Origin of the sequence: Streptomyces longisporus (genome assembly GCF_039532765.1) — a bacterium.
Classification (GTDB): Bacteria; Actinomycetota; Actinomycetes; order Streptomycetales; family Streptomycetaceae; genus Streptomyces; species Streptomyces longisporus.
Genome location: NZ_BAAASG010000011.1, coordinates 501,923 through 527,841, shown reverse-complemented (window position 1 = coordinate 527,841; position 25,919 = coordinate 501,923). Strand labels below are relative to the sequence as shown.

Sequence of the window (25,919 nt, the reverse complement as noted above, 5' to 3'; positions counted from 1 at the left end):
ATCCATGGAGCGGGCGAGGTCAGGCGTACAGCCTGACGGAGTTCGTCGGTGTGAGGTCCGTCCAGAGTCCGCCCGCACAGTTGTTGATGGTGAGGTCCCAGGTCACGCTTCCCGTGCCGTTGTATCCCGTGAACCCCTTGACGCCCGCGCCGCCCGTCTGGCAGTTCAGCACGGTGTAGTCGCCGATGAGGTTGTGCACGTTGTACGTGCCGTAGTAGTAGAAGTCGTACACCTTGGGGTGGTTGGGGCTGTCGTCCCAGATGTCGCCCTGGTAGATGCAGACATGACCGGCGTTGCAGACAGCGGTCTGTGCGGTACGGGGTGACAGGACCGGTGCGGCGGACGCGGCCGTGGATGCGGTGACGACCATGGGGACGGCCAGTCCCAGACAGGCCAGTAGCGCGACGAGGACGCGACGCATGGTGATCTCCTGACGGGAGTGCGTGGGGCGGGTGGGGGGTGCTTGCCGCGCTGTTCTCACCGGCACTGCGGTACGTGCGGCTGCCATTGCGACGGCGAACCGGTCGTCACATACCAGTCGTTGATGAATCCGCCGTCGCTGTCGAGGTCGAGCGCGAACCAGTAGCGGTCGCCGTGGCCGTCCGCGTCGCCGTCGCCCGTGGTCCAGCAGGCCAGCATCATGGTCTGGCCGTTGTAGTAGCGGTGCCCGGTGGTGCCCGAGCCGTAGCTCGGCCCGTTGTGGGAGGCCAGGTAGGACCCGGCCGATATGCCGGTCACGGACGCACACCACACGGTGTGCCCGTCGTGGTCGCAGGCCCAGCCCGCGGCCGAGGCGGGCGAGGCGGCCGTGCCCACCGCAACGGCGGCCAGCGCCAGCGTGCCGGCCAATGCGGCGGCGCGACGGCGTATGGGTCGGGCCTGGCGGACGCGTCTCTTCATGGGGTCCCCCGATCGTCGATTCCGCGGGGCCTCACCGTAGGTGCGGCCCGAAGGCGGCCGCTAACACTTCGAAGGCCGTCGAAAGGTGCCGGACCGACCGGCTCCGCCACATCGTGGAACGCGTTCCGTCGAACGGGAACCTGAGACTTCTCAGGGTGAGTTGAGAGTCCTCAGCGGGACTTGGGCGGGCTCTACGCTCGGCCCCGCTCGCGCAGCACCAGCACCGCCACCGCGGCCGACAGCGCCAGAGCCGCCGACACCAGCAGCGCGATGTTCGCTCCGTGCCCCAGACCCCCGCCCGAGGACGTCACGATCGCGATCGTCAGCGCGACGCCCGCGCAGGAGCCGATGTAGCGGAAGGTCTGCTGGGCGCCGGAGCCCATGGCAGCGCGGGCCGCCGGGACCGACTCCACCGACAGCAGGGGCAGGGCGGCGTTCAGGAGGCCGCTGCCGATGCCGCCCAGGATCAGGCCGGGCAGGAGGCGCTGCCAGGAACCCGAGTCGATCGCGCCGAGCATCGCCAGGACGCCCGCCGCGTGCAGGGCGAAGCCGACGGCCAGCTGGTGGCGGGGCGGCACGCGGCCCGCGAGGCGCTTCGCCTGCAGTGCCACCGTGAAGGACAGGCCGGACCAGAGCAGGAACAGCCAGGCCGTGTCCATGGGGGACAGGCCGAGCGCCTGCTGGAAAAGGACCGGCAGGAAGCTGAAGAGGCCGATCACCGCGAGGCCCGTGAACAGACCGCCCGCGGACGAGGCCAGGAAGCCCGGTCGGCGCAGCAGGCTCAGGTCGATCATCGGGGTCGTGGTGCGGTGCTCCACCAGTGCGAACACGGCCACCAGCACCATGGCCGCCAGGAACAGCAGGCCCACCTCGGGGCGCAGCCAGCCGTCCCGGCCGAGGGTGAGGGCGGCGACCAGGGAGACCAGGGCCAGGCCGAAGGTCAGTGCGCCCGGGATGTCCGGGCGGCCGCCCCTCGGCGAGCGGGATTCGGTCAACGTACGTGTCCCCAGGGCCGCCACGATCACCGCCGCCGCGCCCAGTACGCCGTACGCCACCCGCCAGTCGGGCATCGCGCCCGCGACGAGGGGCCCCGCCGCGATGCCGCCGCTCACGAAGGCACCCCACACGCCGGTCGCGTGCAGTCGGCCCCGTGGGGTCGGGAAGGCGTGCACCAGCAGGCCCAGGCTGCTCGCCAGGATGGCCGCGCTGGACGCGCCCTGCGCTATGCGCGCGAGCGTGAACTGCAGCGTGGAGGAGGCCAGGGCGCCGAGGGCCGTGGTGATGCCGAGGGCGAGAGTGCCGAGGAGGAAGATCCGGCGGCGGCCGTAGTCGTCGGCCAGGCTGCCGGCCACCAGCAGGAGCGCGGCGAGGCCCAGCGGGGTGCCGTTGATGAGCCAGGCCTGTGCGGAGAGCGGGGTGTGCAGGGCGATCGCCGTGTCCCGGAGCGTGACCACCGGGGCGGTGTACGTCATGAGGGTCACGGCCGTTGCCGCGCTGGTCAGGGCGAGGGTGGCGCGGGGGTGCGGGGGCGCCTCCGCGGGTGGGGCGGGCTGCTGTGCGTGCGCTGCACCGCCGGCTGCCGCCGGCACCTCGGCTGCTTCGGCCCCCGTAAGAGTTCGGTCATTGAACCTAGTCATGTCCTGAACCGTAGCACCTAGGTTCGGTCACTGAACCAATCTCGCGGAAAATGGTTACAGTGGACGTCATGGCACTCGGCAAGGACTACGCGACACAGGAGTGCTCCATCGCCCGCGCGCTGGAGATCGTCGGCGAGCGATGGACGCTGCTCGTCATCCGCGACGCGCTCTACGGCGTGCGCCGCTACAACGACTTCCTCGTCCACCTCGGCATCCCGCGCGCGGTCCTCGCCGCCCGCCTCCAGTCGCTGACGGCGGAGGGGATCCTGGAGAAGCGGCGCTACCAGGAGTCGCCGCCGCGGGACGAGTACGTCATCACCGAGCGCGGCATCGCGCTGTGGCCGGCCCTGCGCTCCCTCGGCCGCTGGGGCCGTGAGCACTACAACGAGACCCAGCTGCGCTACTTCCGGCACGTCACGTGCGGCACCGAACTCGGGCCGTACGGCGAATGCCCGGCCTGCGCAACCGTCGTACCCGTCGAGGACGTCCTCATGGAGCCGGGACCCGGACTCGACCCGAACCCGGCGGATCCGGTCAGCCGGGCGCTGCTCGCTCCGCGCAGGCTGTTGCAGCCCCTGGAACCGCCCGTCGAGAGCGGTCAGGTATAACCGAGGCAGAACGAACAGGCGAGCAGCAACAGACGAGCAGCAGTACGTACGCGTGAGGGGGGCGTCATGATCCGCAGCCGGATGTCGCTGCGCCCCGTCGCCGTGCTGCTGCTCCCGCTGCTCGTCCTCCAGGTCGCGCTGCTCGACACCGGCAGCCTCACCGCCACCTTCGCGCTCGCCGCGACCGCCGCGGCCGGCTCCGCGCTCGCCGCCTGCGCCCTGCTCACCGCTCGCTGCGCGCCCGCGGTGCCGCCCACGCGGGTGCGTACGGCCATCCGCGACCGCGCCCGCCGTACCGCATTCCTGCCGCAACGCGATCCCGACGCCAAGGGGCGCACCCGGCCCCGAGCCCCCGGATCCGCCCTTCCGGCGACCGCCGCGTAGGGCTCACTCACACATGTAGTCGGCCCCGCGCGGGTCGTCATGCCGCCTTGTCCCCATCCCGGCACGACGAGACCCCCGAAGGGCTCATTCATGTCCGTTTTTTCTGTCTTCGCCGACCTGGTCGGACACTTCGCCGACCTGCTCCAGCCGCTGTTCGGCGCCTCCGCGGCGGCCGCCGCCATCGTCCTGTTCACCGCTCTCGTACGACTGCTTGTGCACCCCCTGTCCCGGGCCGCCGCCCGCGGGCAGAAGGCCCGTACCGCGCTGCAGCCGAAGATCGCCGAGCTGCGCAAGCAGCACAAGAAGGAACCCGAGAAGCTCCAGAAGGCGGTGCTGGAGCTGCATGCCGAGGAGAAGGTGTCACCGGTCTCCGGGTGCCTGCCGTCCCTGCTGCAGCTGCCGGCGTTCTTCCTGCTGTACCACCTGTTCTCCAGCACGCACATCGGCGGGCAGGCGAACGAACTGCTCACCCATCAGCTGCTTGCCGCCCCGCTGGGCGGGCGGTGGGCGGACGCCCTCGGGGGCGGTGGGGTGTTCGGGGGTGCGGGGCTGGTCTATCTCGGACTGTTCGCCGTGGTCGCTGTCGTGGCCGTCTTCAACTACCGGCGTACCAAGCGGATGATGGCCGCCGACAACCCCCTCCCCGTGCAGGACGGCGAGTCCGTGCCGGGGCTCGGCACCGTCAGCAAGGTGATGCCGTTCATGTCCTTCTTCACCTTGTTCACGGTGGCGGTGGTGCCGCTGGCCGCCGCGCTGTACGTGGTCACCAGTACGGCGTGGAGCGCTGTGGAGCGGGCGGTTCTGTACTCCTGATCGCTCCCGATCCGATGGTTACGGTCCAGTCCGTGAACCGGGTATTGCGGACTGGACCGTGACCTTGGAGGATCGACCAGTCCTCCGATGGCTGCACCCATCGGTCGGGCGCCCCGCGATCGAGGGAGAAAGTGATCATGAAGCTGCTGCGAGTCGGTACGGCGGGAGCGGAGACGCCCGCGCTGCTCGACGCCGAGGGGGTTCTGCGGGACCTGTCCGGTGTCGTGACCGACATCGACGGGACATTGCTCGCCGACGACGAGGCGCTCGGCCGGATCCGCGCCGCCGCCGACGCCGGCGAGCTGCCCGCGCTGGACGCCACCGGACTGCGGGTCGGGCCCCCGGTGGGGCGGATCGGCAAGATCGTGTGCATCGGGCTGAACTACCACGACCACGCCCGCGAGACCGGGGCCCAGCCGCCCGCCGAGCCGGTGATCTTCTTCAAGGCCGCGGACACGGTGGTCGGGCCCTATGACACCGTGCTGGTCCCTCGCCGGTCGGTGAAGACCGACTGGGAGGTCGAGCTGGCCGTCGTCATCGGGCGTACGGCCCGGTATCTGTCGGACGACGAGGATCCGCTGGCGTACGTCGCCGGATACGCGGTCGCGCACGACGTGTCCGAGCGGGAGTTCCAGATCGAGCGGGGCGGGACCTGGGACAAGGGGAAGAACTGCGAGACGTTCAATCCGCTGGGGCCGTGGTTGGTGACGGCGGACGAGGTGGGTGATCCGCAGGATCTGTCGTTGAAGCTGTGGGTCAACGGGGCGTTGAAACAGGACGGGACGACCGCTGAGCAGATCTTCTCCGTGGCGGAGGTTGTTCGGTACGTCAGCCAGTTCATGACCTTGTACCCCGGGGACGTCATCAATACGGGGACGCCCGCGGGGGTTGCCATGGGGGCGCCTGAGCCCAAGCCGTTCCTGCGGGGCGGGGATGTGGTGGAGCTGGAGATCTCGGGGCTCGGGCGGCAGCGGCAGGAGTTCAAGGACGCCTAGGCGTTCCGCTGGAAAGCCGGGGAACTGCGCTGGTTCGTTGTCTGCGGGCCGTCTGTGGCTGGTCGCGCCCACGCGGCGGAGCCGCAAATCGACACAGCCCCGCGCCCCTTACGGGGCGCTTCACCCCTTGTGCAGGAACTCCTCCAGGGCCTCCACCACGAAGCGGTGGTCTGCCAGTTGGGGGAGGCCGGAGACCGTCACCGCGCCGACGACGCCCACGCCGAGGACGTTGATGGGGAAGGAGCCGCCGTGGGCCGCGTACTCGTCGGGGTTCAGGCGGGAGGAGTCCTCGAAGGTGGTGCCCTTGGCGCGGAAGCGGGCGCCCACCAGGTAGGAGGCGGAGCCGAAGCGTTCGACCACGCGGCGCTTGCGGGTGATCCATGCGTCGTTGTCCGGGGTCGAGCCGGGCAGCGCCGCGTGGAAGAGCTGCTGGCCCGCGCGGTGGATGTCGATCGCGACCGGGGCCTGGCGCTCGCGGGCCATCTCCACCAGCAGGGAACCCAGCGCCCAGGCGTCCTCATAGGTGAACTGGCTGAAGACCAGGTGCCGTTCCTGCGCCTCCAGTTCCTCCAGGGGCGGGGTGAGTTCCGGGTGGAACTTCGGGGTGATCTCCTGGTTGTGCGTCACAGCGCCACCGCCACTCCGTCGCGGGCCGAACGGCGGGCCGCCTCGAGCACATCGAGGGCGGCGGCCGCCTCCAGAGCGGTCACCGGGTTGGGACCGTCGTCGTTGAGGGCCCTGGTCACGGCCGCATAGTAGGCCGGATAGTCGCCGGGAAGGGTGGGTTCGGCGCGGCCTCCTCCGGTCAGCGGGGACTCGCCGGATCCGACGCGGCCCCACAGGGACTCGGGTTCCGTGCCCCAGTCGGCGGTCGTCCCCGGGCGCTCGCCGTCCCGCAGGGCCGCCTCCTGCGGGTCGAGGCCGTACTTGACGTAACCCGCCTTCGATCCCAGCACCCGGAAACGGGGCCCGAGTTGGGCGGTCGTGGCGGAGACGTACAGGTGGGAGCGGACACCGCTGGTGTGGGTGACGGCGATGAACGTGTCGTCGTCCGTCTCGGCGCCCGGGCGGCGGATGTCCGACTCGGCGTAGACCTGCGCCGCAGGGCCGAACAGAACCAGCGCCTGGTCGACGACATGACTGCCGAGGTCGTACAGCAGACCTCCGATCTCTGCGGGGTCGCCGGACTCGCGCCAGCCGCCCTTCGGCTGTGGACGCCAGCGCTCGAAGCGGGACTCGAAGCGCCATACGTCGCCCAACTCGCCCTCGGCCAGGAGCTTGCGGAGGGTCAGGAAGTCGTTGTCCCAGCGCCGGTTCTGGTAGACGGAGAGCAGCAGGCCGCGGTCCTCGGCGAGGGCGGCCAGCTCGCGCGCCTCGGCCGCCGTGCCCGCGACGGGCTTGTCCACGACCACCGGGAGGCCGGCCTTCAGGGCGGTGGTCGCCAGCGGGACATGCGTCCTGTTCGGGGACGCGATGACGAGCAGGTCCAGCTCGGCGGCGCGGTCGAACAGCTCGTCGGAAGTCGCCGCGATCCGTACGTCCGGGTACTCGGCGCGGGCCTGCTGCTGCCGCTCCGGGTTCGAGGTGACCACCGTGTCGAGGGCGAGGCCCTCGGTGGCGGTGATCAGGGGGGCGTGGAAGACGGAGCCCGCGAGGCCGTAGCCGACGAGGCCCACGCGCAGAGGGGTGCGAGTCATGCCTCCACTTTCGCAACGCTGTTGCCAAAGTGCAAGCGGGGGAGAATGGAGGCGTGGACAGGACGAACGCAGGAACAGGGGCCGGACGGGTGGGGGTGGCGGGCTCCGCCGGCGTCAATCTGCCGGTGCTGCGCAGCCACAACACGGCGCTCGTACTCGATCTGCTGCGCACGGCAGGGGCGGAGGGCATCAGCCGGCTGGAGCTCGCGGAGCGGACCGGGCTGACCCCGCAGGCCGTCAGCAAGATCACCGCACGGCTGCGGGACGAGGGGCTCGCGACGGAGGCGGGCCGCAGGGCCTCGACGGGCGGCAAGCCCCGCACGGTGCTGCGACTGGTGCCCGAGGCGGGCCACGCGGTCGGACTGCACCTGGACCGGGACGAGCTGCGGGCGGTACTGGTCGACCTCACGGGGACGGTGGTGGGGGAGCGGCACACCTCGCTGGACCTGGGGGCGGGGGCCGAGGCAGTCGTCGCCGCGGTGGCGGGGGAGGCGGGCGCGCTGATGCTCGGGCTGTCGGGCGCCGGTTCCGTCCTCGGTGTCGGTGTCGCGCTCCCCGGTCCGCTCGACCACAAGAGGGGTGTCCTGCACCGCGTGACGGGATTCCCCCAGTGGAACGGCTTCCCCCTGCGGGACGCGCTCGCGCGGCGGCTCGGGGGGCCGGTCGTCGTCGACAAGGACACCAACGCGGCCGCGCTGGGACTCGCCGTCGGCGGCGAGAGCGGGTCCTTCGCCTATCTGCATCTCGCTACGGGACTCGGCGCCGGGCTGGTCATCGGCGGCGCCCTGCACCGGGGCGCCCGTACCGGGGCCGGGGAGTTCGGGCACCAGGTCGTCCAGCTGGACGGACCGCCGTGCGGCTGCGGCAACCGCGGCTGCATCGAGGCGCTGTGCCTGGCCGCGATGGCACGCGGCGCGGTCGACGAGGCGGCGCACGTCCTCGGCATCGGCGCCGGCAACCTGGTCGCCCTGCTCGACATCGACCTCGTACTCCTGGGCGGCCGCACCGTCACCGCCGCCCCGGACGCCTTCCTGCGAGGGGTGCGCACGGTCCTCGTCGAACGCGCCGGCCGCCTCGGCGAGGACCCGGTACCGGTCCGCCTCGCCTCCGGCGGGGTGGCCGAGGGAGCGGCACAGCTGATCCTGGCAGGACTCTTCAACCCGTCCGGCGCTGGATCCTTCAGCCCGTCCGGCGTCGGACCTCTCACCCCGTCCGGCGTTTGAGGACGAGGCCGTCAGGCCGAAAGGGGGTCTGGGGCCGCAGCCCTCAGGGACGGGAAGGGGCGGAGGGGGCGAAACACCTCAGGGACGGGAAGGGGCGGAGCGGGCGAAACACACGCTTGCGTCCGGCGGCAGCCCCCCCCGCGCGTGCGCTGAACGAGCGGACCTGACGCCCCGCACGGAGCGCCACCGCTCCCCACCCGCCACCCCCCGGCAGACTCACGTGTCCATGCGACCCTGCACGCCCGTCTCCCTCTGCCTGGCGGCAGCCGCCCTGCTCCCCGCGGCACCCCCCGCGCACGCGGCCGACGCCCCCACCTGCGCCGCCCCCGACGCCCGCCGCTTCCCCCTCACCACCCGCATCCACGGCGGCCCCGACACCTATGAAGCGGGCGGCGGATACGGCATCTGGTATCTGGACCTCACCAACACCACCACCCGGACCTGCGGAAACATCCACCCGGTGGTCGTGCTCGTCGACGACAGGCACGAGCTGACACCCTCGCAGCCCCATCTGGAGTTCTACGACGGCCCCCACCCGCACCCCGTCCAGTTCGAGACCACCGACGAGGACGAGCTGGTCGGGCCCTTCGACGACGGCTTCCCCGGGTTCACCGTCGGCCCCCGACAGACCGTCACCGTGAAGATCCGCCTCGCCATCACCTCGGACGCGGCACCCAACCAGGTCACCGCCGACGCCGCCGTCGTCCAGCGGCGGGGCGACGACGGCGACTGGGTCGGACAGTCCAACGACTACGCCTTCCGCATCCACAACGACGCGAGCCCCACCCCCAGCCCCGCCATCTCGGGAACCGGCAGCACCCCGCCCAGCCGCGCCCCCCGCCTCCCCTTCGCCGACGAACTCGCCCGCACCGGCCTCGGCACCCCCGGCGTGGCCCTCGCCGCCGCCGCGGTCCTCGTCACCGGCGGTGCGCTGCTGCTGGCCCGCAGACAGCGCAGGCGCCGCTGAGACGCCCATTCCCCAAGATCCGGCCAGTGTCTACGCTGGGGGCGCACGCAGCACCGCGTACATGCGTACGGCAGGAGATCCCGCACATGGCAGAACGCAGGCCCATCGAGTCGTGGCTCACCGACATGGACGGTGTACTCATCCACGAGGGCGTACCGATCCCCGGCGCCGACGCCTTCCTCAAGAAGCTGCGCGAGTCCGGCAAGCCGTTCCTGGTCCTCACCAACAACTCGATCTACACCCCACGCGACCTGCACGCCCGGCTGCGCCGCATGGGACTGGACGTGCCCGTCGAGTCCATCTGGACCTCGGCCCTGGCCACCGCCCAGTTCCTGGACGACCAGCGGCCGGGCGGCTCGGCCTACGTCATCGGCGAGGCGGGCCTGACCACCGCCCTGCACGACATCGGGTACATCCTCACCGACCACGAGCCGGACTACGTCGTCCTCGGCGAGACCCGTACGTACTCCTTCGAGGCCATGACCAAGGCCGTACGGCTGATCAACGACGGGGCCCGCTTCATCTGCACCAACCCCGACGAGACCGGTCCCTCCACCGAGGGCCCGCTGCCCGCCACCGGCGCGGTCGCCGCGCTGATCACCAAGGCGACCGGCAAGAAGCCGTACTTCGCGGGCAAGCCCAACCCGCTGATGATGCGGACCGGTCTCAACGCGATCGGGGCGCACTCCGAGACCAGCGCGATGATCGGCGACCGCATGGACACCGACGTCCTGGCCGGCATGGAGGCCGGAATGCAGACGTTCCTGGTGCTCACGGGGCTGACCCGGCCCGAGCAGGTCGAGAACTTCCCGTACCGGCCGTCCAAGGTCGTCGACTCGATCGCGGACCTCGTCGACCGGGTCTGAGATCGCGGACCTCGTCGACCGGTCTGAAACCCCGCGTGACCCATTCGGAGCAATGCGGCCCCGCTGAGGATGCGGGGCCCCGGCCCGCGGGGGAGTCTCCAGTTATCTGGAGGTTTCACGATGGGTTCACTACGTCTCACTCTCTGTACCGGGGCCCTGGCCGTCTGCGCCCTCGCCCCGCCGGTGTACGCGGTCGACGCGGGCGGAGCCGGTATCTCTGTGAGCCCCTCGTCCCCCGCGCCGGGGGCGGACGTCGCGCTCCATGTGACCGGCTGCTCGGCGAAGGCGGGGAGCGCCTCGTCCAGGGCGTTCGTCGCGGACGTGCGACTCGCGGGCGCCGACGGCACCCTCACCGGGAACAGCCGCGTCCGCGCCTCGGCCGAGCCCGGCTCCTACGACGTCAAGGTCACCTGCGGGGGCGCAGTGACCACGGCCAGGATCACCGTCGTATCCCCGTCAGCATCCCCGTCCGCGTCCCCGTCCAAGTCCCAGCCGGTCTCGCACCCCGCGGCGTCCCCCGTCGCCCCGGTCCACGCCGGCGGCGGTGGTACGGCGCACTTCGCCACCGTGGACGTCCGCGAGGCCGGGCCCGGCACGGGGCAGGCAGTCACCGGGCTGGTGCTCGTGGCCGCGGCCGCGGGCGCCGTCGCGGTCCTGAGCGCGCGCCGGAGCCGCGGAACGGACTGAACCCATGTCCGACGAAGAACGCCCCTCCGGCTCCGGGCGCCTCCTGATGGCCCTGACCTGGGCGGCGCTGTTGTTCGCGCTGTGGCAGTGGGGTGTGCAGTTGACCGACGTACGGCAGGGTGTGTCGGCACCCGCCACCGGTGACATGGGTGCGGTGGGACGGCCGCCGGAAGCGGAACTCCCGCCCGCCGCCCGCCCGTTGGGGAACGCACTGCCGCAGCGCATCGACATTCCCGTCCTGGGCGTCCAGGCACCCGTGGCGCCCCGCGGCCTGGACCGGCAGGGGGCGATCGAACCGCCGCCCTTCAACCAGGCGGGCACCGTCGGGTGGTACGCCGCCGGGACCCGGCCGGGCGCCGCCGGGGCAGCGCTGATGGTGGGTCACCTCGACACCGAGACCAGGCCCGCCGTCTTCTACAAGCTGGGCTCCCTGCGGCCCGGCCAGACCGTCCGCGTCACCCGTGACGACGGCAGGATCGCCGAGTTCACCGTCGAGGGCGTCCAGGTCCAGAACCGCGACCACTTCGACGCCCGGCAGGCCTACGGACCACGCCGACCCGGGCGCGCGGAGCTGCGGCTGATCACCTGCGGGGGCACCTTCGACCGGGACACCGGCAACTACACGGCGAACGTGATCGTCTCGGCCTACCTCACAGGAACCGGTCACTGACCGCCCACACCTGCCCCAACCGGCGGCCTGCTCCCTGAAGCCGCCGACCGGGCTGGCCCTCAACCACGCAGGGGCTGCGGGCGTGCTGCTGGCCCCCGGACTCCCGGCTCGCCGGGGTGTCTGGTGCGGTCATCGCGAGGTAATCCTTGGTACCGGCGCCGGGGTCGCCCCACCTGCACCCGGCCCGGTCGGCGGCCTGCTCCCCCTGAAGCCGCCGACGGAGCAAACCGCGCGCAGCATTCCGGGGGCCGGCCCCCGGACCCTCAGCAGAAGGGCAGGTCGCCGGGTGTCTGGTGCGGGCATCGCGAGGCGATCCTGAGTGCCAGCGCCGGGGTGCGCCGCCCTGCACCTGGCCCGGCCGGCGGCCTGCCCCCTGAAGCCGCCCACCGGGCTGGTTCTCAACCGCGCGCAGGGTCTGCGGGAGTGCTGCATCATTCCGGGGGCTGGCCCTCGGACTCTCGGCAGAAGGGCAGGTCGCGGGGTGTCTGGTGCGGGCATCGTGAGGCGATCCTGAGTGCCAGCGCCGGGGAGGGCGCTGCCCTGCGCCTGGGCCGGTCGGCGGCTTGCCCCCCGAAGTCGTCGACCGGGCTGGTTCTCAACCGCGCGCGGGGGCTGCGGGAGTGCTGCCCCATTCCGGGGGCCGGCCCCCGGACCCTCAGCAGAAGGGCAGGTCGCCGGGTGTCTGGTGCGGGCATCGCGAGGCGATCCTGAGTGCCAGCGCCGGGGAGGGCGCCGCCCTGCGCCTGGGCCGGTCGGCGGCTTGCCCCCCGAAGCCGTCGACCAGGCTGGTTCTCAACCGCGCGCGGGGGCTGCGGGAGTGCTGCAGCATTCCGGGGGCTGGCCCCCTCCGGGCCCCAGGCAGAAGGGCAGGTCGCCGGGGTGTCTCGTCCTGCACCTGGCCCGGTCGGCGGCCTGCTCCCCCTGAAGCCGCCGACCGGGCTGGTCCTCAACCGCGCGCGCACGGGCTGCGGGAGTAACCCGGCGACCGGCGCGGGAGGTCATGGGGTCACAGCGGCAAGGACCGGCCGGGGGCTGGGGCCGTCTGAGACGACTCTAGAACGGATGAGCGCCACAGCCTAGAGGCCGGATGACGCCAGGTTCCGTTACGGTGGCTCTCCGTCATACACGCTGGTGACCGACGGTCCATCAGGGGTTCTACGGCGGCCCTCAGGACCGGCCGGGTGCTGCCGTGCCACCCCGGCCATGACGCTGTAACAGCTCGCCGACAAGGCTCGGGCGACCTCGTGGGCGAGGCGGGCCGTATGTCAGGATTGAGACTCGGACCAGTGCACCCAAGGGGGAGTTGGATGTACGGCATGAGGGGGGCCCGAATGAGGGCTTCCGCGGCGGTGCTGGGGGCGGCGCTGCTGGTCGCGGGATGTTCCTCCGGGGGCGGCGACGACAAGAACGCCGGCGCGAAGATCACCCAACAGCCCAAGGACAGCGACCCGTTCTGGGTCAACCCGGACGGCAACGCGGCACGTCAGGTCGCCGCCTACGCCAAGTCGGGCAAGGACTCCGAAGCCGAGCAGATCCGCAAGATCGCCGAGCAGCCGACCGGCGAGTGGATCGGCCCGGAGAACCCCGAGCAGGAGGCCCAGGGCTTCACGGAGGCCGCCGACAAGGCCGGCCGCACGGCCCTGCTGGTCCTCTACAACATCCCGCACCGCGACTGCGGCCAGTACTCCCAGGGCGGCGCGGCCGACGGCAACGCGTACCGCGCCTGGATCGACGGCGTGGCCACGGGCATCGGGGACCGCGCCGCCATGGTGATCCTCGAGCCGGACGCCGTACTGCACCTGGTGGACGGCTGCACCCAGCCCCAGTTCCAGGAGGAGCGCTACAGCCTCCTCAACTACGCCGTCACCAAGCTCAAGTCCCTGAAGAACACCAAGGTCTACCTGGACGCGGGCAACGCCGGCTGGGGCCACCCCGACCAGATCTTCCAGCCCCTCCAGCGCGCAGGCGTGGCCCAGGCCGACGGCTTCTCGGTCAACGTCTCCAACTTCTACTCCACCCAGGACTCCATCGCGTACGGCAAGCAGCTGTCCGCAAAGGTGGACAACAAACACTTCGTCATCGACACCAGCCGCAACGGAAACGGCCCCTACACGGAAGGCAAGCCGGACGAGAACTGGTGCAACCCGCCCGGCCGCAAACTGGGCGAGACCCCGACGACCAAGACAGCAGATCCGCTGGTGGACGCCTACCTGTGGGTCAAACGCCCAGGAGAGTCCGACGGCACCTGCAAGGGCGGCCCCAAGGCAGGCGAATGGTGGCCGACCTACGCTCTGAAGCTGGCGGAAGGGTCAAGTCTTTAGGGGCGCGGGACTGTGACATCTGCGGCTCCGCCGCGCGGGCTCGACAAGCCACAGCGCTCCCGCACCCGAAAAGACAACCCGCGGGAGCGCTACGGCACCCTCACCCACTGCGCCTTCGACGGCGTTCCCTGATCGTCATCGACGAACAGCATGTACCACCCCGAAGTCACCAAGTTCCGATTCTTCGGCACGGTAACCGTGATCTTGTCCCCGGACACCTGGTAGTCCAACGCAATGGACCGCTGATCCACGTCCGTGACATGAGTGGACGCACTGGGCCGAATCAACCGCACCTTCTTGATCGCCGAAGCCTGCGGTGACGTGAACGTCCCCGACCCGCCCCGAGCAATGGTCTGCGGCCCCCCGGACAGTGAAGGCCGTGAATCCCGATAAAGATAGGGCGGGGTGTAGATCTCGATCCGCTGCTCGAACTTCCCCGGCTTCGTGTTCGCCTTGTCGCCGTACAGGGAGTCCGACCCGAAGAACATCACCCGCCCGTCCGGCAGCAGAATGGACCCCGAGTGATAGTTCCGCCCCACCTCGGGGTCGGCGACCCGCTGGAACGTATTGGTGTCCGGGTGATAGAGCCGGGCCTGCAGGATGTTGGAGTCGCTGCGCCCGCGATAGTCCTCCGACCCGCCGGACACCAGCACCGTGTCGTCCGGCAGCACCGAGGACTGCGGATACCGCGTTCCCTTCTCCAGCGTCGGCCCGTCCACGAACTTCGGGTCGCTGTCCTTCAGATTGATCAGCCGCGTCTTGTTGCTGGACAGCTTGGACTCGCCGACACCGCCACCGCCGATCACCATGAACTTCTCGTTCTGCGCCGGAGGCAGCAGCACCGTTCCGGACGTCTCCATCTCGTTGGCGTCGCTCAGCCCGGGCAGCTTGGTGAACTGGTTCGTATCGACGTCCCAGACACCCGGAGTCCGGCCGACGTTGTCGGGCCCGTACCCCGCATTCGAACCCGAGTAGAAGATCTTTCCGTTCTGCATCAGAAACAGCGCCGGATACGTCGGGAACTGCCGGATCTTCGACGTGTACGTCCACTTCTTGGTCTTCGGGTCGAAGACCTCGTTCTTGCCCGGCACCAGCTGCCCGATGTCGTCGAGTCCGGACACACTGAGGATCTTGCCGTCCGACAGAGTCGTCAGCGTCGGATACCAGCGTGCCTCGTTCATCGGGTCGACCTTGATGTACTTCTCGGCGACCGGGTCGAACTCGAAGGCGTCCCGGATTCCCTGGAAGTCCTTCTTGTCGAGGGCGAGCTTCTGCGCGATGCCGTACGTGTTGCGTGCGTCGGCGCCGGTCAGGCCCTGGATCCGGTAGTTGTCCTGCGTACCGGTCTCGTACTTCGATCCGCTCTTCTTCGCCTCGACGTAAATACGGCCGAGTCCCGGGTCGTTGCGCAGGAACTTCCCCGTCTTCGGGTCGAAGACCTTCGTCGCGCGCGGTACGAGCACCGGGTCCTTGGACACGAAGGTCTTGCCGTTCTCCTTGCCCGTGAACTTCGTCCCCGCGGGCAGGGTCATCGGCTTGTCCGGGTTCTCGTTGTGCACCACCATCAGGCCGCCGGCCTTGGTGACGTCACCTTTCAGCTTCTCGTACCGCTTCGTACCGCCCGCGATCAGCAGATTGCCGTTCGCCAGCTGGGTGTGGCCGGTGCAGAACAGGTCCTTGGGCGTCGGGATCTTCTTGATGGTGCCCTTGACCGGGTCCCAGATCCGGGTGTCGAACTTCTTCGCGTTGAAGTTGTCCTGGTTGTTGCCTGAACCGGCGATCAGCAGCACCTTGCCGGTGCGCAGCAGCGCCGCGTGAATGGTGTCCTGGCGATATTCGGGCGGGAACTCGATGACGTCCCAGTGCCCGTTCTTCGCCTTGTACTCGGGTCTGTTGATCTTGTACTGGTGGTATTTCTCGGTGCCGACGCGGTAGAGCCACGGCCCGTTCATCCCGGCCAGCGCGAGCACCACCGCCGTGCCGATCGCGAGTCGACGGGCGCGGCGGCGGCCTGCACGGTCGTTCATTCCTTACGTCCCCCAAATCCACCGAGAGCGATCTGCATCGTCTGGTCAGTGCCTGCGCCCGAGCCCCCGCCGGAGGCGGCCCAGCTGGGCTTCTGCCCCGAGCCGTGCGGCGACTGCGGCGCGTGCTGCCCGGGCAGCGGCTTCGGCTGGTACGCCGCTGCGGGCGCCGCCGAGTCCTGCGGCTCCTCGTACAGCGGTACGGGCGGCTGCTTCTTCGCCTGCCTGAGGCCGTACCGCCAGGCGAAGATCGGCGACGCCGTGATCAGCAGGGCGAAGGTGGCCCAGATGATCATCGCCGGGTGCGAGTGCCCGAGTGTGAGACCGGCGGCGATCGAGCCGCCGAAGACCAGGATGAAGAACAGGTGGATCCGGAAGGTCCCGAACAGCGTGTCCGGGCTGGCCGAGTCGCCCTTGGGCGTCACCACGAACTTGCTCTTGCGGCGCAGCACGGTGTCCATCAGCGAGCGTGCGTAGATCGGCGCCGAGAGGGCCGACATCACCATGCCCGCCACACCGCCGGAGCCCTCGGGCTCGTGCGGGGAGACGTTGTGCCGGCGGTTCCAGACGTACAGGCCGATCTGCAGCGCGGACGCGTTGCCGTACAGCATCAGCCAGACCGTCGGGTCGATGTTCACACCCGAGGCGCCAAGACCCAGGAACAGCGCACAGCTCAGCGCCGCCAGGATCCAGTTGAGAGCCGACATCGGGTAGAAGATGATCATCATCGTGTAGTTGAAGAGCTTGCCCGGAGGCAGGGAGAACCAGCCCTTCCAGTACTGCTTCAGGATCGTCTCGTAGGTGCCCCGGGACCAGCGCAGCTGCTGCGTGAAGAAGTCCGTCCAGGCACCCGGGCCCTCGCCCACCGCGAGCACGTCAGGCGTGTACACCGACCGCCACTTCTTCCCCGTCGCCGGGTTCCGGTGCCGGTGGATCTCGAAGCCGGTGGCCATGTCCTCGGTGATCGAGTCGTACAGGCCGCCGATCTGCTTGAGCGCCTTGATCCGTACGGCGTTCGACGTACCGACGAACATCGGGGCGCCGTAGCGGTTTCCGGCCCGCTGGATGAGGGCGTGGAAGAGGAACTGCTGGGATTCGGCCGCCTTGGTGATGGGGTTGTCGTAGTTGCCGTACACCTGCGGGCCGATGACGAAGCCGACGTCCGGGTCGCGGAAGAAGCCGAGCATCCGCTCCAGGTAGTTGGGCAATGGCACGTGGTCGGTGTCGACGGAGGCGAAGAAGTCGTAGTCGTCGCCGTGCGCCTCGAGCCAGGCGTTGTAGTTGCCGTGCTTGGTCTTGGCGCGGTGCGGGCCCTTCTTCTGGTTCCACTTCTCGACACCCTTGCGGGAGAAGTGGTGCACTCCGAGGCGCTCGCAGACCGCCTTCACCTCGGCGTCGTCGCCCTCGTCGAGCAGCCAGATGTGCAGAAGCCCCCGGTGGCGCAGCCGCACGGCCGCCTCCAGGGTCTTCGTCACCATCTCCAAGGGTTCCTTGCCGGGCACGTACGTCGTGATGAACGCGACTCTGGTGCCGGTCTCCGGGACCACCGGGATCGGGTCGCGGGCCACCAGCGTGGCGTGCGCGTTGGACAGCACGTTCATGCAGCGGAAGAACTCGATCAGACCGATCGAGACGAGCATGACGACGTCCAGCGCCGGCAGGAAGCTGAAGGCGGGGTAGTCGCGCTCGGTCCAGTGCTGCGGCTGCAGCAGCCAGCCGAGCAGGATCAGCGAGAGCAGCGGCGCGGCGCCCAGCATCAGGGCGGCGCGCAGCCGGTGCGGCTCCTGCGAGAGCAGGGAGCGGTACTGCACCTTGTACGGCTTGTCCGGGTCGGGCTGGGTGAGGGGACCGGCCAGCCGGCTGTAGTGCTCGTAGTCGTATCTCGGAAGGGTCTTCTTGATGCGCCGGAACTGGCCTGTCGTGCTGTTCCGGTGGGAGTCCACCCTGAGCTGGGTTGTTTCTGACGGATCGAAGTTATGCCGGGCGCCCGTCGGCGTCGACGTCATGAGTCATCCCCCCACACGCAGGTCGCTGCGTGTTGTGTCGGTTCCTTCCGCCCGCGGTCGAGTCCCCCTCGACTCTCCACGGACGAATCAGTGACCGGCCGCAGTCACCACACTTTCCACACCCAAAGACATGGAACCGCGACCTTCCGGTTGCATGATGCCCCCCTCGGCATCCGCTCGTGAACGGGGCCCCTATCCCCGCGAACCCGGCAACCGCTTACTTGCCCCCCAACTGCCGCGTATCCGCAGCATCTTGGAGAACAGGGTTCTACGGCGTTCATCATGATCGCAAGACGCGAAACGCGGTGTTTACCGGTCATACGCGTTCATTGTGGCGCCTGTGGGGGTCGTGTGGACCAGTTGTGGACAGCCGGGCGCGGATGTTGCCGAAGTGCTCTCCCCGTCCGTACGCGATGGAAGGCGTCGGTGGCTGAAAAGCTCGGTCGGTGTCCGCGAGGCCGGCGCCTGCTTGCGCGGCCTGGTACTCCATACGGTTCACGAAGGCGTCGAGTTCAATGAGGTCCGGCTCGCGCGGTCCCGGAGGGCAGCCTGCGGGCGCTGCCCAGCGCTCCGCCGGGTGCGCGGGACGGGGCCGTCGGGCGTCTGCGGCTCCGGCGTGGCTGCGGACCGGGCTCCTCCGCCTGCGGCCACCGCAGTGCCGGGGCAAGGGGGTGTGGGTGGCGGAGCCCCCACAACGCGCGGCGAAGCCGCGCAGAAACGACGATGGCGGGGCATGTTCGCGCTTTCCGCGAACATGCCCCGCCATCGCCATCGTGCGCCGCCAGGGACTCGAACCCCGGACCCGCTGATTAAGAGTCAGCTGCTCTAACCAACTGAGCTAGCGGCGCCTGCTGACGTCGTAACTCTACCCGACGGCCGGGGGTGCTCCTGACCACCCGTCCCGGTGGCCCCCGGGGCCGCACGAGGCGCTTGTACATCATTCGGACCGTCAACATGCGCGTCGGGAAGAGGGTTGGGAAACTGATCATCGTGGACAGGCCCGGTCATTTTCATCTGGAGTGTGAGGGGAATCGCATGGCGACTCCGGTATTCGAGGAATTCGATCCGGCGAACGACTGCGACTGCCCGGGATGTGCGCACTGGCGGAGTGTTCTGCCGTATTCGCGGGCGGTACGGCACCCGGCGGCCCGGCGCGCCGTGATCGTGGCGGCCGCCGCGTCCGCGGCCCTCGGCGCGGGGCATGTGGCACCGGCGCTCGCCGCCCCGCAGGTACCGCCCGGACCGGGCGTTTCCGCAGGCAGCGAGGTCGCCACCCCGCAGGGGCACCGGGCCCCGCTGCACGGCAGGGGCGGCCCGCCCGAGCCCGCGGGTGACGTCAAGGCGCCTCAGACCACCCGCGCGGACATCATCACCCGGGCCAAGAAATGGGTCGACGCGAAGGTGCCGTACAGCATGGAGGCCTACTGGTCCGACGGTTACCGACAGGACTGTTCGGGCTATGTCTCGATGGCCTGGGGACTGCCCGGAAACGAATGGACGGGAACCCTGGGCAAGTTCGCGGAGCGCATCACCAAGGATGAACTGCAGCCCGGCGACATTCTGCTGTTCCACAATCCGCAGAACCCGGAGAGGGGCTCGCACGTCGTCATCTTCGGCGGCTGGAAGGACTACACGCACAGCTCGTACCTCGCCTACGAGCAGCGGCCCCCGCAGGCCCGCCGGAAGGAGACCCCGTACGCCTACTGGCACCAGTCGAACCGCTACGTCCCCTACCGCTACAAGGGGCTCAAGGAGGACCCGGCGGCCGGTCCGGACAAACCGGCGAATCCGCCGGGCGTCGCGGCGCCGTACCCGGGAGCGGCGTACTTCGGCCCCGGCGCGAACAACAAGTACGTGACCCAGCTCGGGCAGATGCTCGTCGCGCGCGGCGCCGGGCAGTACTACGCAATGGGCCCCGGTCCGCGCTGGTCGGACGCGGACCGCCGGGCCACCGGGGCCTTCCAGCTGGCCCAGGGCTGGAACGGCGCGGAGACGCGCGGGCTGCCGGGGCCGCAGACCTGGGACCTGCTGGTGTCGGGCAAGGGCAAGGACATCGGTCCGGTCGACGCGCCGGATGCGCAGGTGCCCTCGTCCCATGGGGTGCCGGGCTATCCGGGACGGGCGATGTTCCGCCCCGGCGCCTCCAACCCGTACGTCACCCAGCTGGGGGAGCAGCTGGTGAAGAAGGGCTTCGACAAGTACTACACCGCCGATCCGGGGCCGGACTGGGACGAGGAGGACCGGCGCAACGTCGAGGACTTCCAGCGCTCCCAGGGCTGGCGGGGCGGCGCGGCGGACGGCGTCCCGGGCCCGGAGACCTGGCGGCGGCTCTTCTCCTGAGCGCTTCCGGCCCCTGGCTGCTTTGTCTGGTTCCGAGCGGTTTGGTTTGACCCATCTGTTGTGACGCATTTGTTGTGACGCATCTGGCGCGGAGGCTGGAGGCACGCATGAGTACGACGACCACTTCACAGACGCCCGAGTCCGAGGGGCCCGGCAGACCCGGTCGCCTCATCCAGAACGAGGCGACCACCGAGATCCCCGTCCATCTGCTGTTCCGCGACGAAACGGCCCCGGTGTCCGTGCCGCTCAGGCCGACGGTGGTCGGCCGTCGGCAGGCGACGGGCGAACAGCCGCGGTTCCGGCGTCCGACCGCGCTGAAGCCGCGGTCCGCGCCCGAGATCGATCCCGACCTGGGCGAGCGACCCGCCAGGGTGCTGCCCGCGACGGCGGGCGTCCTCGCCGGGGCCTGCGGGGCGGCCGGCTGCGTGGCGACCTCGTGGTGGGCTGGCGTCCTGCCGTCCCTCGCGGTGACGGCGCTACGGCTGCCGGCGTATCCGGGCGCCGGTCTCGGCCCCGCGCAGTGGGCGGCCTACGCGGGCGCCGCGACGCTGGGCTTCTTCGGCTTCGGCGGCCTCGCGCGCGGCCGGACCGGACGGGCCTGGGTGCTGGGGCTGTACGGCCGCTACCGGGGCACCGTCCGGCGCACCGGCCTGATGTGGGTCAACCCGCTGCACCTGCGCCGCCGCGTCGACGTACGGCTGCGGCACTGGCGCAGTGAGGAGATGCCCGCGGCCGACGGCAACGGGGTCGCGCTGCGGGTCGTCGTGCTGGTGGTGTGGCGGGTGCGGGACACCGCACGGGCGGTGCTGGGCATCGAGGACCACGAGACCTATCTGCGCGAGTGCGTGGAGGCGGCCCTCGCGCGGGTCGCGGTGGAGGCGCCCGGTGCGTCGAGGGGTTCGGTGGAGGCCGTCACGGAGGCGCTGACCCGGCTGACGGCGGCGGACGCCGCGCCGGTCGGGCTCGAGGTGTTCTCGGTGCAGCCGGTCCGGGTCGAGTACGCCCCCGAGGTGGCCGCCGCGATGCAGCGCCGCCGTATCGCCGCCCTGGACGCAGAGCACCGCGCGACCGTGCTCACCTCGGTCGTCGACTCGGTGGAGGACACCGTGACGCGGCTGACCGTGCGGGGCCTGGTGGAACTGGACGACTACGAACGCAAGGCGCTGGTCAAGGACTTGACGGTGGCGTTCTGCGCGGGGCGCACCGAACCGGGCCCGTGATGGCGCGGCCATGTCGTGTGCATGGACATGGCCAACAATCGGCAATAATCTGGGACTTGGTCTAGACCTGCACGCCTCATGGAACCTCCCCCACGTTCTTCAGGAGCGGCAGCATGCGCAAAAAGACCAAGTGGTACGCCGCCGCGCTCGGACTCACCACGGCAGGAGCCCTCGTGCTCTCCGCCGGAGGCGCGAGCGGCCACGGCTACACCGACCTCCCCGTCAGCAGGCAGAAGCTCTGCCAGAACGGCACCGTGACCGACTGCGGCGAGATCCAGTACGAGCCGCAGAGCGTCGAGGGCCCCAAGGGCTTCCCCGCCACCGGACCGGCCGACGGCGCCATCTGCTCCGGCGGCAACTCCCGCTTCTCCCAGCTCGACAGCCCGAGGACCCCCTCGGGCGGCGCCTGGCCCACCACCCGGGTGACAGGCGGGCAGAGCTACACCTTCCGCTGGCAGTTCACCGCCATGCACGCCACCACCGACTTCAAGTACTACGTCACCAGGCAGGGCTGGAACCAGAACCACAACCTGGCCCGCTCCGACCTCAACACGACACCGTTCCTGACGGTGCCGTACAACGGGCAGCGTCCCCCGGCCACCCTCTCCCACAGCGGCACACTGCCCTCGGGGCTGAGCGGCCACCACGTCATCGTCGCCGTATGGACGATCGCGGACACGGGCAACGCGTTCTACGCCTGCTCGGACGTCACGTTCTGAGGGTTCCTTGAGCCCATGGCGCGGTCGGCGTGGGTAGGTTCCTCCCACGCCGACCGAACGAGGCCGGCGTACGACCTCGGGGGACCCCATGGAAGCGTTCTTCTATCTCGTGCCCGGCCTGATGATCGCGCTCGCGCTCAGTGGTCTGATCGGCCTGCTGCTGCGCGCCCGGAACATCACCAGGGCCTGGAACAGCGGGCTCACCGCCGAGGCGCGGTGCCTGAACACGTACACCACGACCAGCGGCGGCGGCGAGACCTCCGTGAGCACGACCCTGCACCACGTGTACGAGTTCACGACCCGGGAGGGCCGTCCGGTCCGCTTCGAGGAGAGCAACGGGCCGCGGACGATCGTCACCGGCGACATCGTCACGGTGCGCTATGCGGCCGAGCACCCCGAGCGGGCCACGGCGAAGCCGCCCCAGCCCGGCCGGCTCCTCGCCGAGCAGGGCTGCCTGCTGGCCTTCTTCGGCGTGTTCATCGCCGGCTGCATCGCCTTCATGGTCGGGTTCAGCCTGATGTCGGACGCCTTCGGCTTCGGCGAAGGCGTGGACGACACCACCAACACCGTCGTCGTGGACGGCGTCACGATGACCCCGTGACCCTCCACATCTGACGGCCCATCAACTACCGTCTGCCCCCATGGAGTCCACGGGGCCCGGCAGGCGCACGGTCGCGGAACTGGTAGCCGAGCGGTGGGGCGACCACCGGCCCGGCCTGTGGTGCGAGGAGCGGGTGCTCACCCACCACGAGGTGGCCGCGGGTGCCGCTGCCCGGGCGGCGCTGCTGGCCGATCTGCTGCCGCCGGGCGCCGAGCCGCATGTGGGCGTGCTGCTCGACAACACCCCCGAGTACCCGCTGTGGCTGGGTGCGGCAGCGCTCGCGGGCGCGGCGGTCGCCGGGATCAACCCCACCCGCCGGGGCGCGGAGCTGGCCCGCGACATCCTGCACACCGAGTGCCGGATCCTCCTCACCGAACGCGCGCACCTCCCGCTCCTCCGCGGCCTCGATCTCCCGGGCGTACGCCTCCTGCTGACCGACGGCGAGGAGTACGACAATCTGCTCGCTTCGTATACGAACGCCGCACCGGACGCCTCCCGGGCCACTCCCGACGACCGCTTCCTCCTCTACTTCACCTCGGGCTCGACCGGCGCCCCGAAGGCCGCGATCTGCTCCCAGGGGCGACTGGCCGCCGCGGGAGCCTCGCTGGTCGGCCAGTTCGGGGTGCGCCCCGAGGACGTGCACTACATCTGCATGCCGATGTTCCACGGCAACGCGGTGATCGCCGACTGGGCGCCCGCGCTGGCGGCCGGCGCGGGCGTGGCGCTGCGGCGGCGCTTCTCGGCGTCGGGGTTCCTGGCGGACGTACGGAAGTACGGGGCGACGTACTTCACGTATGTGGGGCGTGCCGTGCAGTACGTCCTCGCCACCGAGGAGCGCGAGGACGACCGGGACAATCCGCTGCGGCTCGGCTTCGGCACGGAGGCGGGGGCGGTGGACGCGGCGGCCTTCGAGCGGCGGTTCGGGGTGCGGCTGGTGGAGGGGTACGGGTCGTCGGAGGGCGGGGCGGCCGTGCAGTGGTCGCCAGGGACACCGCCGGGTGCGGTCGGGCGGGCGGCGCCCGGGCTCGTCGTACTCGATCCGGAGACGCGCAAGGAGTGCCCGCCCGCGGTGTTCGACGCGGCCGGGCGGCTGCTCAACGGGGACGAGGCCATAGGGGAACTGGTGAACCAGGGGCCGAATCCCTTCGAGGGGTACTGGCGCAACCCCGCGGCGGAGGCCGAGCGGCGGCACGACGGCTGGTACTGGACCGGCGACCTCTTCTACCGGGATGCCGACGGCTACCTCTACTTCGCCGGCCGCACCGACGACCGCCTCCGCGTCGACAGCGAGAACCTGGCGGCCGCGATGATCGAGAACATCCTCGCGCGGTACGAGGGTGCCGACGCCGTCGCCGTGTACGCCGTGCCCGATCCGGTGACCGGGGACCAGGTGATGGCGACGATCGCCGGGAGCTTCGATCCGGTCGGTTTCGCCGGCTTCCTGGCCGCCCAGCCCGATCTCGGGACGAAGATGGCACCCAGGTTCGTGCGGGTCGTGGACCGGATGCCGGCCACGGCCACGAACAAGATCCACCGGTCCCAGCTCAGAAGGGAGGGCCTCCGCTGCACCGACCCGCTGTGGTGGCGCCCGCCGACCGAGCAGACCCCCACCTACCGAAGGCTGACCAGCAACGACCTGGAAGTCGCCGAAGCACGCTCCACTCCCGGCAGAGACCTCGCCTGAGGGGCCGCGGGCGCCAAAGCCCCCGCCGTGCGCGGTGTCACGGCCGGGGGCCGGCTTCTTCACTCTGCGGTCGCGACAGCCGCTGGTGGAAAGGGGCGCGCGGTTGGCAACGCCACCACTGTGCGCGGTGTCATGGCCGGGGACTTCTTCGCTCCACGGCCGACGGAGGGCGGCGAAGCGCCCACGGTGCGCGGTGTCACGGCCGGGGGCCGGCTTCTTCACTCTGCGGCGGCGGGAGCCGCTGGTGGAAAGGGGCGCGTGGGTGGCAATGCCGGCACTGTGCGCGGTGTCATGGCCGGGGGCTTCTTCGCTCTACGGCCGACGGAGCCGCTGGTGGAAAAGGGGGCGGGTGGGGGAGTGTCGACGGTGCGGGGTGTCATAGCCGGGGGGCTGGCTCCTCCACCCTGCGGGCGCGGGAGCCGCTGGTGGAAAAGGGGGCGGGTGGGGGAGTGTCGACGGTGCGGGGTGTCATAGCCGGGGGCTGGCTCCTCCACCCTGCTGGCGCGGGAGCCGCTGGTGGAAAAGGGGGCGGGTGGGGGAGTGCCGACGGTGCGGGGTGTCATAGCCGGGGGCTGGCTCCTCCACCCTGCGGGCGCGGGAGCCGCTGGTGAAAGGGAGGGCGGGTGGCGAAGTGTCGACGGTGCGGGGTGTCATAGCCGGGGACTGGCTCCTCCACCCTGCGGGCGCGGGAGCCGCTGGTGGAAAAGGGGGCGCGCATGACAACGCCCCACTGTGTGCGGTAGCCGGGGGCTGGCTCCTCCACCCTGCGGCCGCGACAGCCGCCGGTGGAAGGGGGGTGTGGGTGGCGAAGCCCCCACAACGCGCGGCGAAGCCGCGCAGAAACGACGATGGCGAGGCCGGTTCGCGCTTTCCGCGAACATGCCTCGCCATCGCCATCGTGCGCCGCCAGGGACTCGAACCCCGGACCCGCTGATTAAGAGTCAGCTGCTCTAACCAACTGAGCTAGCGGCGCCTGCTGACGTCGTAGACCTTAGCATCCTGATCGGCCGGGGGAAAAATCGATATCCGTACGGCTGCGCGGGCCGCCCGCACGGCTGCCCAGAGCAGGATCTCGGGGCCCGGCAGCCAGGGGTGGCGGGTGTCCGGGGCGACCAGCCAGCGGGAGTCGGGGGAGGTCGGCGGGGTGGTCGCGAGCAGGGGCGGGACGGTCACCGCGTCGCCGTTGCCGTGGCACAGCAGCGGCGGGATCGCTCCCGTACGGCCGAACTCCTCCCAGCGCAGCAGTGAGGGCAGCCGCTGGGCCGTGCCGGGCGCGGCGAACAGCAGCATCCGGCCCCGGAACGTCGCCACCGGGCCGGAACCCGGCCCCTCGTCCCACAGCCGGTCGACCATCCGGCGCGCGAAGACCGCCGGCGCGCTGACGACGTCGAAGATCGTGCCGCACGGGAGCACCACCGGGGCGTCGGCGTGCTCCTTCCAGAGGGCGAGCGTGCTGCGCGGGTACGTCCCCGCCGAGGCGAGCCAGGCGGCTCCGTCCGCGGTGACTCCGCTGACGTCATCGATGCGTTCGCTGCTCATGACATCCATGTCTACCGG

The 25,919-nt window shown here is 70.6% G+C and carries 23 protein-coding genes and 2 tRNA genes; 15 read left to right on the top strand and 10 right to left on the bottom strand.

Annotated elements, in window-relative coordinates:
* Nucleotides 1-19 precede the first annotated feature (19 nt).
* From ABD355_RS24840 to ABD355_RS24830, 3 genes are all read right to left on the bottom strand, one after another.
* Nucleotides 20-421, bottom strand: coding sequence for a hypothetical protein (locus ABD355_RS24840; protein ID WP_344402813.1), 402 nt, complete (start codon nt 419-421; stop codon nt 20-22).
* 56 nt (nt 422-477) lie between these two features.
* Entirely contained in the window at nt 478-900 is a 423-nt protein-coding gene (locus ABD355_RS24835) for a hypothetical protein (RefSeq protein WP_344402812.1), read from the bottom strand.
* Nucleotides 901-1,091: 191 nt separating this feature from the next.
* On the bottom strand, nt 1,092-2,537 hold the full coding sequence (locus tag ABD355_RS24830) for an MFS transporter (RefSeq protein ID WP_344402810.1): 1,446 nt from the start codon (nt 2,535-2,537) through the stop codon (nt 1,092-1,094).
* Nucleotides 2,538-2,605: 68 nt separating this feature from the next.
* Here ABD355_RS24830 and ABD355_RS24825 point away from each other — a divergent pair, with 68 nt between their 5' ends.
* The 4 genes from ABD355_RS24825 to ABD355_RS24810 all read left to right on the top strand — a co-directional run bounded on the left by ABD355_RS24825 (nt 2,606) and on the right by ABD355_RS24810 (nt 5,337).
* Entirely contained in the window at nt 2,606-3,145 is a 540-nt protein-coding gene (locus ABD355_RS24825; RefSeq protein ID WP_344402809.1) for a winged helix-turn-helix transcriptional regulator, read from the top strand.
* Between the two features lie 66 nt (nt 3,146-3,211).
* Complete coding sequence (locus ABD355_RS24820; protein WP_344402808.1) at nt 3,212-3,529, top strand: DUF6412 domain-containing protein; 318 nt, start codon at nt 3,212-3,214, stop codon at nt 3,527-3,529.
* Nucleotides 3,530-3,619: 90 nt separating this feature from the next.
* Nucleotides 3,620-4,342: a YidC/Oxa1 family membrane protein insertase gene (locus ABD355_RS24815; RefSeq protein WP_344402807.1), complete on the top strand. Its 723-nt coding sequence runs from the start codon at nt 3,620-3,622 to the stop codon at nt 4,340-4,342.
* 137 nt (nt 4,343-4,479) lie between these two features.
* On the top strand, nt 4,480-5,337 hold the full coding sequence (locus tag ABD355_RS24810; protein ID WP_344402806.1) for a fumarylacetoacetate hydrolase family protein: 858 nt from the start codon (nt 4,480-4,482) through the stop codon (nt 5,335-5,337).
* A 120-nt stretch (nt 5,338-5,457) separates the two neighbouring features.
* On the opposite strand, the gene ABD355_RS24805 is transcribed toward ABD355_RS24810, so the two are convergent.
* The gene (locus ABD355_RS24805) at nt 5,458-5,964 is read right to left on the bottom strand and encodes a heme-degrading domain-containing protein (protein ID WP_344402805.1); all 507 of its coding nucleotides are present in this window, start codon (nt 5,962-5,964) and stop codon (nt 5,458-5,460) included.
* A complete protein-coding gene (locus ABD355_RS24800) occupies nt 5,961-7,034 on the bottom strand; it encodes a Gfo/Idh/MocA family oxidoreductase (RefSeq protein ID WP_344402804.1) in 1,074 nt (357 codons plus the stop codon). Before ABD355_RS24800 ends, ABD355_RS24805 begins: the two co-directional genes overlap by 4 nt.
* 53 nt (nt 7,035-7,087) lie before the next feature.
* Between ABD355_RS24800 and ABD355_RS24795 the strand changes: the two genes are divergently transcribed.
* The 6 genes from ABD355_RS24795 (at nt 7,088) to ABD355_RS24770 (ending at nt 13,768) form a co-directional block, all read left to right on the top strand.
* On the top strand, nt 7,088-8,257 hold the full coding sequence (locus tag ABD355_RS24795; RefSeq protein WP_425585786.1) for an ROK family transcriptional regulator: 1,170 nt from the start codon (nt 7,088-7,090) through the stop codon (nt 8,255-8,257).
* A 226-nt stretch (nt 8,258-8,483) separates the two neighbouring features.
* Nucleotides 8,484-9,224, top strand: a complete 741-nt coding sequence (locus ABD355_RS24790) for a hypothetical protein (protein WP_344402803.1) — start codon at nt 8,484-8,486, stop codon at nt 9,222-9,224.
* A gap of 86 nt (nt 9,225-9,310) precedes the next feature.
* Nucleotides 9,311-10,090, top strand: a complete 780-nt coding sequence (locus ABD355_RS24785) for an HAD-IIA family hydrolase (protein ID WP_344402802.1) — start codon at nt 9,311-9,313, stop codon at nt 10,088-10,090.
* Nucleotides 10,091-10,210: 120 nt separating this feature from the next.
* Nucleotides 10,211-10,777, top strand: coding sequence for a hypothetical protein (locus ABD355_RS24780; RefSeq protein ID WP_344402801.1), 567 nt, complete (start codon nt 10,211-10,213; stop codon nt 10,775-10,777).
* A gap of 4 nt (nt 10,778-10,781) precedes the next feature.
* Complete coding sequence (locus tag ABD355_RS24775; RefSeq protein WP_344402799.1) at nt 10,782-11,447, top strand: class F sortase; 666 nt, start codon at nt 10,782-10,784, stop codon at nt 11,445-11,447.
* A gap of 1,307 nt (nt 11,448-12,754) precedes the next feature.
* Complete coding sequence (locus tag ABD355_RS24770) at nt 12,755-13,768, top strand: glycoside hydrolase family 6 protein (protein ID WP_344402798.1); 1,014 nt, start codon at nt 12,755-12,757, stop codon at nt 13,766-13,768.
* 89 nt (nt 13,769-13,857) lie between these two features.
* Here ABD355_RS24770 and glxA read toward each other — a convergent pair whose 3' ends face one another.
* The 3 genes from glxA to ABD355_RS24755 all read right to left on the bottom strand — a co-directional run bounded on the left by glxA (nt 13,858) and on the right by ABD355_RS24755 (nt 18,646).
* Nucleotides 13,858-15,795 carry a radical copper oxidase GlxA gene (gene glxA, locus ABD355_RS24765; RefSeq protein ID WP_344402797.1) on the bottom strand — a complete coding sequence of 646 codons (1,938 nt, stop codon included), beginning with the start codon at nt 15,793-15,795 and terminating at the stop codon, nt 13,858-13,860.
* Nucleotides 15,792-17,798 carry a glycosyltransferase family 2 protein gene (locus tag ABD355_RS24760; RefSeq protein ID WP_344402796.1) on the bottom strand — a complete coding sequence of 669 codons (2,007 nt, stop codon included), beginning with the start codon at nt 17,796-17,798 and terminating at the stop codon, nt 15,792-15,794. Before ABD355_RS24760 ends, glxA begins: the two co-directional genes overlap by 4 nt.
* 774 nt (nt 17,799-18,572) lie before the next feature.
* Nucleotides 18,573-18,646, bottom strand: a tRNA-Lys gene (locus tag ABD355_RS24755).
* 187 nt (nt 18,647-18,833) lie between these two features.
* Here ABD355_RS24755 and ABD355_RS24750 point away from each other — a divergent pair.
* The 5 genes from ABD355_RS24750 (at nt 18,834) to ABD355_RS24730 (ending at nt 24,362) form a co-directional block, all read left to right on the top strand.
* Nucleotides 18,834-20,138: a peptidoglycan-binding protein gene (locus tag ABD355_RS24750; RefSeq protein ID WP_344402795.1), complete on the top strand. Its 1,305-nt coding sequence runs from the start codon at nt 18,834-18,836 to the stop codon at nt 20,136-20,138.
* A 107-nt stretch (nt 20,139-20,245) separates the two neighbouring features.
* On the top strand, nt 20,246-21,358 hold the full coding sequence (locus ABD355_RS24745) for an SPFH domain-containing protein (RefSeq protein ID WP_344402794.1): 1,113 nt from the start codon (nt 20,246-20,248) through the stop codon (nt 21,356-21,358).
* A gap of 113 nt (nt 21,359-21,471) precedes the next feature.
* Nucleotides 21,472-22,077 (top strand): lytic polysaccharide monooxygenase auxiliary activity family 9 protein, encoded by a 606-nt coding sequence (locus tag ABD355_RS24740; RefSeq protein WP_344402792.1) that lies wholly within the window; start codon nt 21,472-21,474, stop codon nt 22,075-22,077.
* 88 nt (nt 22,078-22,165) lie between these two features.
* Nucleotides 22,166-22,678, top strand: coding sequence for a DUF3592 domain-containing protein (locus tag ABD355_RS24735; protein ID WP_344402790.1), 513 nt, complete (start codon nt 22,166-22,168; stop codon nt 22,676-22,678).
* Between the two features lie 40 nt (nt 22,679-22,718).
* Nucleotides 22,719-24,362, top strand: a complete 1,644-nt coding sequence (locus ABD355_RS24730) for a long-chain-fatty-acid--CoA ligase (protein WP_344402789.1) — start codon at nt 22,719-22,721, stop codon at nt 24,360-24,362.
* 899 nt (nt 24,363-25,261) lie between these two features.
* Here the strand turns inward: ABD355_RS24730 and ABD355_RS24725 are convergent.
* Nucleotides 25,262-25,335: transfer RNA gene (locus ABD355_RS24725), tRNA-Lys, on the bottom strand.
* Nucleotides 25,326-25,901: a bifunctional DNA primase/polymerase gene (locus tag ABD355_RS24720; protein WP_344402788.1), complete on the bottom strand. Its 576-nt coding sequence runs from the start codon at nt 25,899-25,901 to the stop codon at nt 25,326-25,328. Before ABD355_RS24720 ends, ABD355_RS24725 begins: the two co-directional genes overlap by 10 nt.
* Nucleotides 25,902-25,919: the final 18 nt, after the last annotated feature.

Excerpts from the sequence above, each read along its gene's own strand:
- ABD355_RS24740 (WP_344402792.1), top strand. The coding sequence starts at position 21,472 with ATGCGCAAAAAGACCAAGTGGTACGCCGCCGCGCTCGGACTCACCACG.
- ABD355_RS24810 (WP_344402806.1), top strand. The coding sequence starts at position 4,480 with ATGAAGCTGCTGCGAGTCGGTACGGCGGGAGCGGAGACGCCCGCGCTG.
- ABD355_RS24785 (WP_344402802.1), top strand. The coding sequence starts at position 9,311 with ATGGCAGAACGCAGGCCCATCGAGTCGTGGCTCACCGACATGGACGGT.
- ABD355_RS24830 (WP_344402810.1), bottom strand. The coding sequence starts at position 2,537 with ATGACTAGGTTCAATGACCGAACTCTTACGGGGGCCGAAGCAGCCGAG.
- ABD355_RS24770 (WP_344402798.1), top strand. The coding sequence starts at position 12,755 with ATGTACGGCATGAGGGGGGCCCGAATGAGGGCTTCCGCGGCGGTGCTG.
- ABD355_RS24815 (WP_344402807.1), top strand. The coding sequence starts at position 3,620 with ATGTCCGTTTTTTCTGTCTTCGCCGACCTGGTCGGACACTTCGCCGAC.
- ABD355_RS24835 (WP_344402812.1), bottom strand. The coding sequence starts at position 900 with ATGAAGAGACGCGTCCGCCAGGCCCGACCCATACGCCGTCGCGCCGCC.
- ABD355_RS24760 (WP_344402796.1), bottom strand. The coding sequence starts at position 17,798 with ATGACGTCGACGCCGACGGGCGCCCGGCATAACTTCGATCCGTCAGAA.
- ABD355_RS24825 (WP_344402809.1), top strand. The coding sequence starts at position 2,606 with ATGGCACTCGGCAAGGACTACGCGACACAGGAGTGCTCCATCGCCCGC.
- ABD355_RS24720 (WP_344402788.1), bottom strand. The coding sequence starts at position 25,901 with ATGAGCAGCGAACGCATCGATGACGTCAGCGGAGTCACCGCGGACGGA.
- ABD355_RS24840 (WP_344402813.1), bottom strand. The coding sequence starts at position 421 with ATGCGTCGCGTCCTCGTCGCGCTACTGGCCTGTCTGGGACTGGCCGTC.
- ABD355_RS24800 (WP_344402804.1), bottom strand. The coding sequence starts at position 7,034 with ATGACTCGCACCCCTCTGCGCGTGGGCCTCGTCGGCTACGGCCTCGCG.
- ABD355_RS24780 (WP_344402801.1), top strand. The coding sequence starts at position 10,211 with ATGGGTTCACTACGTCTCACTCTCTGTACCGGGGCCCTGGCCGTCTGC.
- ABD355_RS24745 (WP_344402794.1), top strand. The coding sequence starts at position 20,246 with ATGAGTACGACGACCACTTCACAGACGCCCGAGTCCGAGGGGCCCGGC.
- ABD355_RS24730 (WP_344402789.1), top strand. The coding sequence starts at position 22,719 with ATGGAGTCCACGGGGCCCGGCAGGCGCACGGTCGCGGAACTGGTAGCC.
- ABD355_RS24735 (WP_344402790.1), top strand. The coding sequence starts at position 22,166 with ATGGAAGCGTTCTTCTATCTCGTGCCCGGCCTGATGATCGCGCTCGCG.
- ABD355_RS24820 (WP_344402808.1), top strand. The coding sequence starts at position 3,212 with ATGATCCGCAGCCGGATGTCGCTGCGCCCCGTCGCCGTGCTGCTGCTC.
- ABD355_RS24750 (WP_344402795.1), top strand. The coding sequence starts at position 18,834 with ATGGCGACTCCGGTATTCGAGGAATTCGATCCGGCGAACGACTGCGAC.
- glxA (WP_344402797.1), bottom strand. The coding sequence starts at position 15,795 with ATGAACGACCGTGCAGGCCGCCGCCGCGCCCGTCGACTCGCGATCGGC.
- ABD355_RS24775 (WP_344402799.1), top strand. The coding sequence starts at position 10,782 with ATGTCCGACGAAGAACGCCCCTCCGGCTCCGGGCGCCTCCTGATGGCC.
- ABD355_RS24790 (WP_344402803.1), top strand. The coding sequence starts at position 8,484 with ATGCGACCCTGCACGCCCGTCTCCCTCTGCCTGGCGGCAGCCGCCCTG.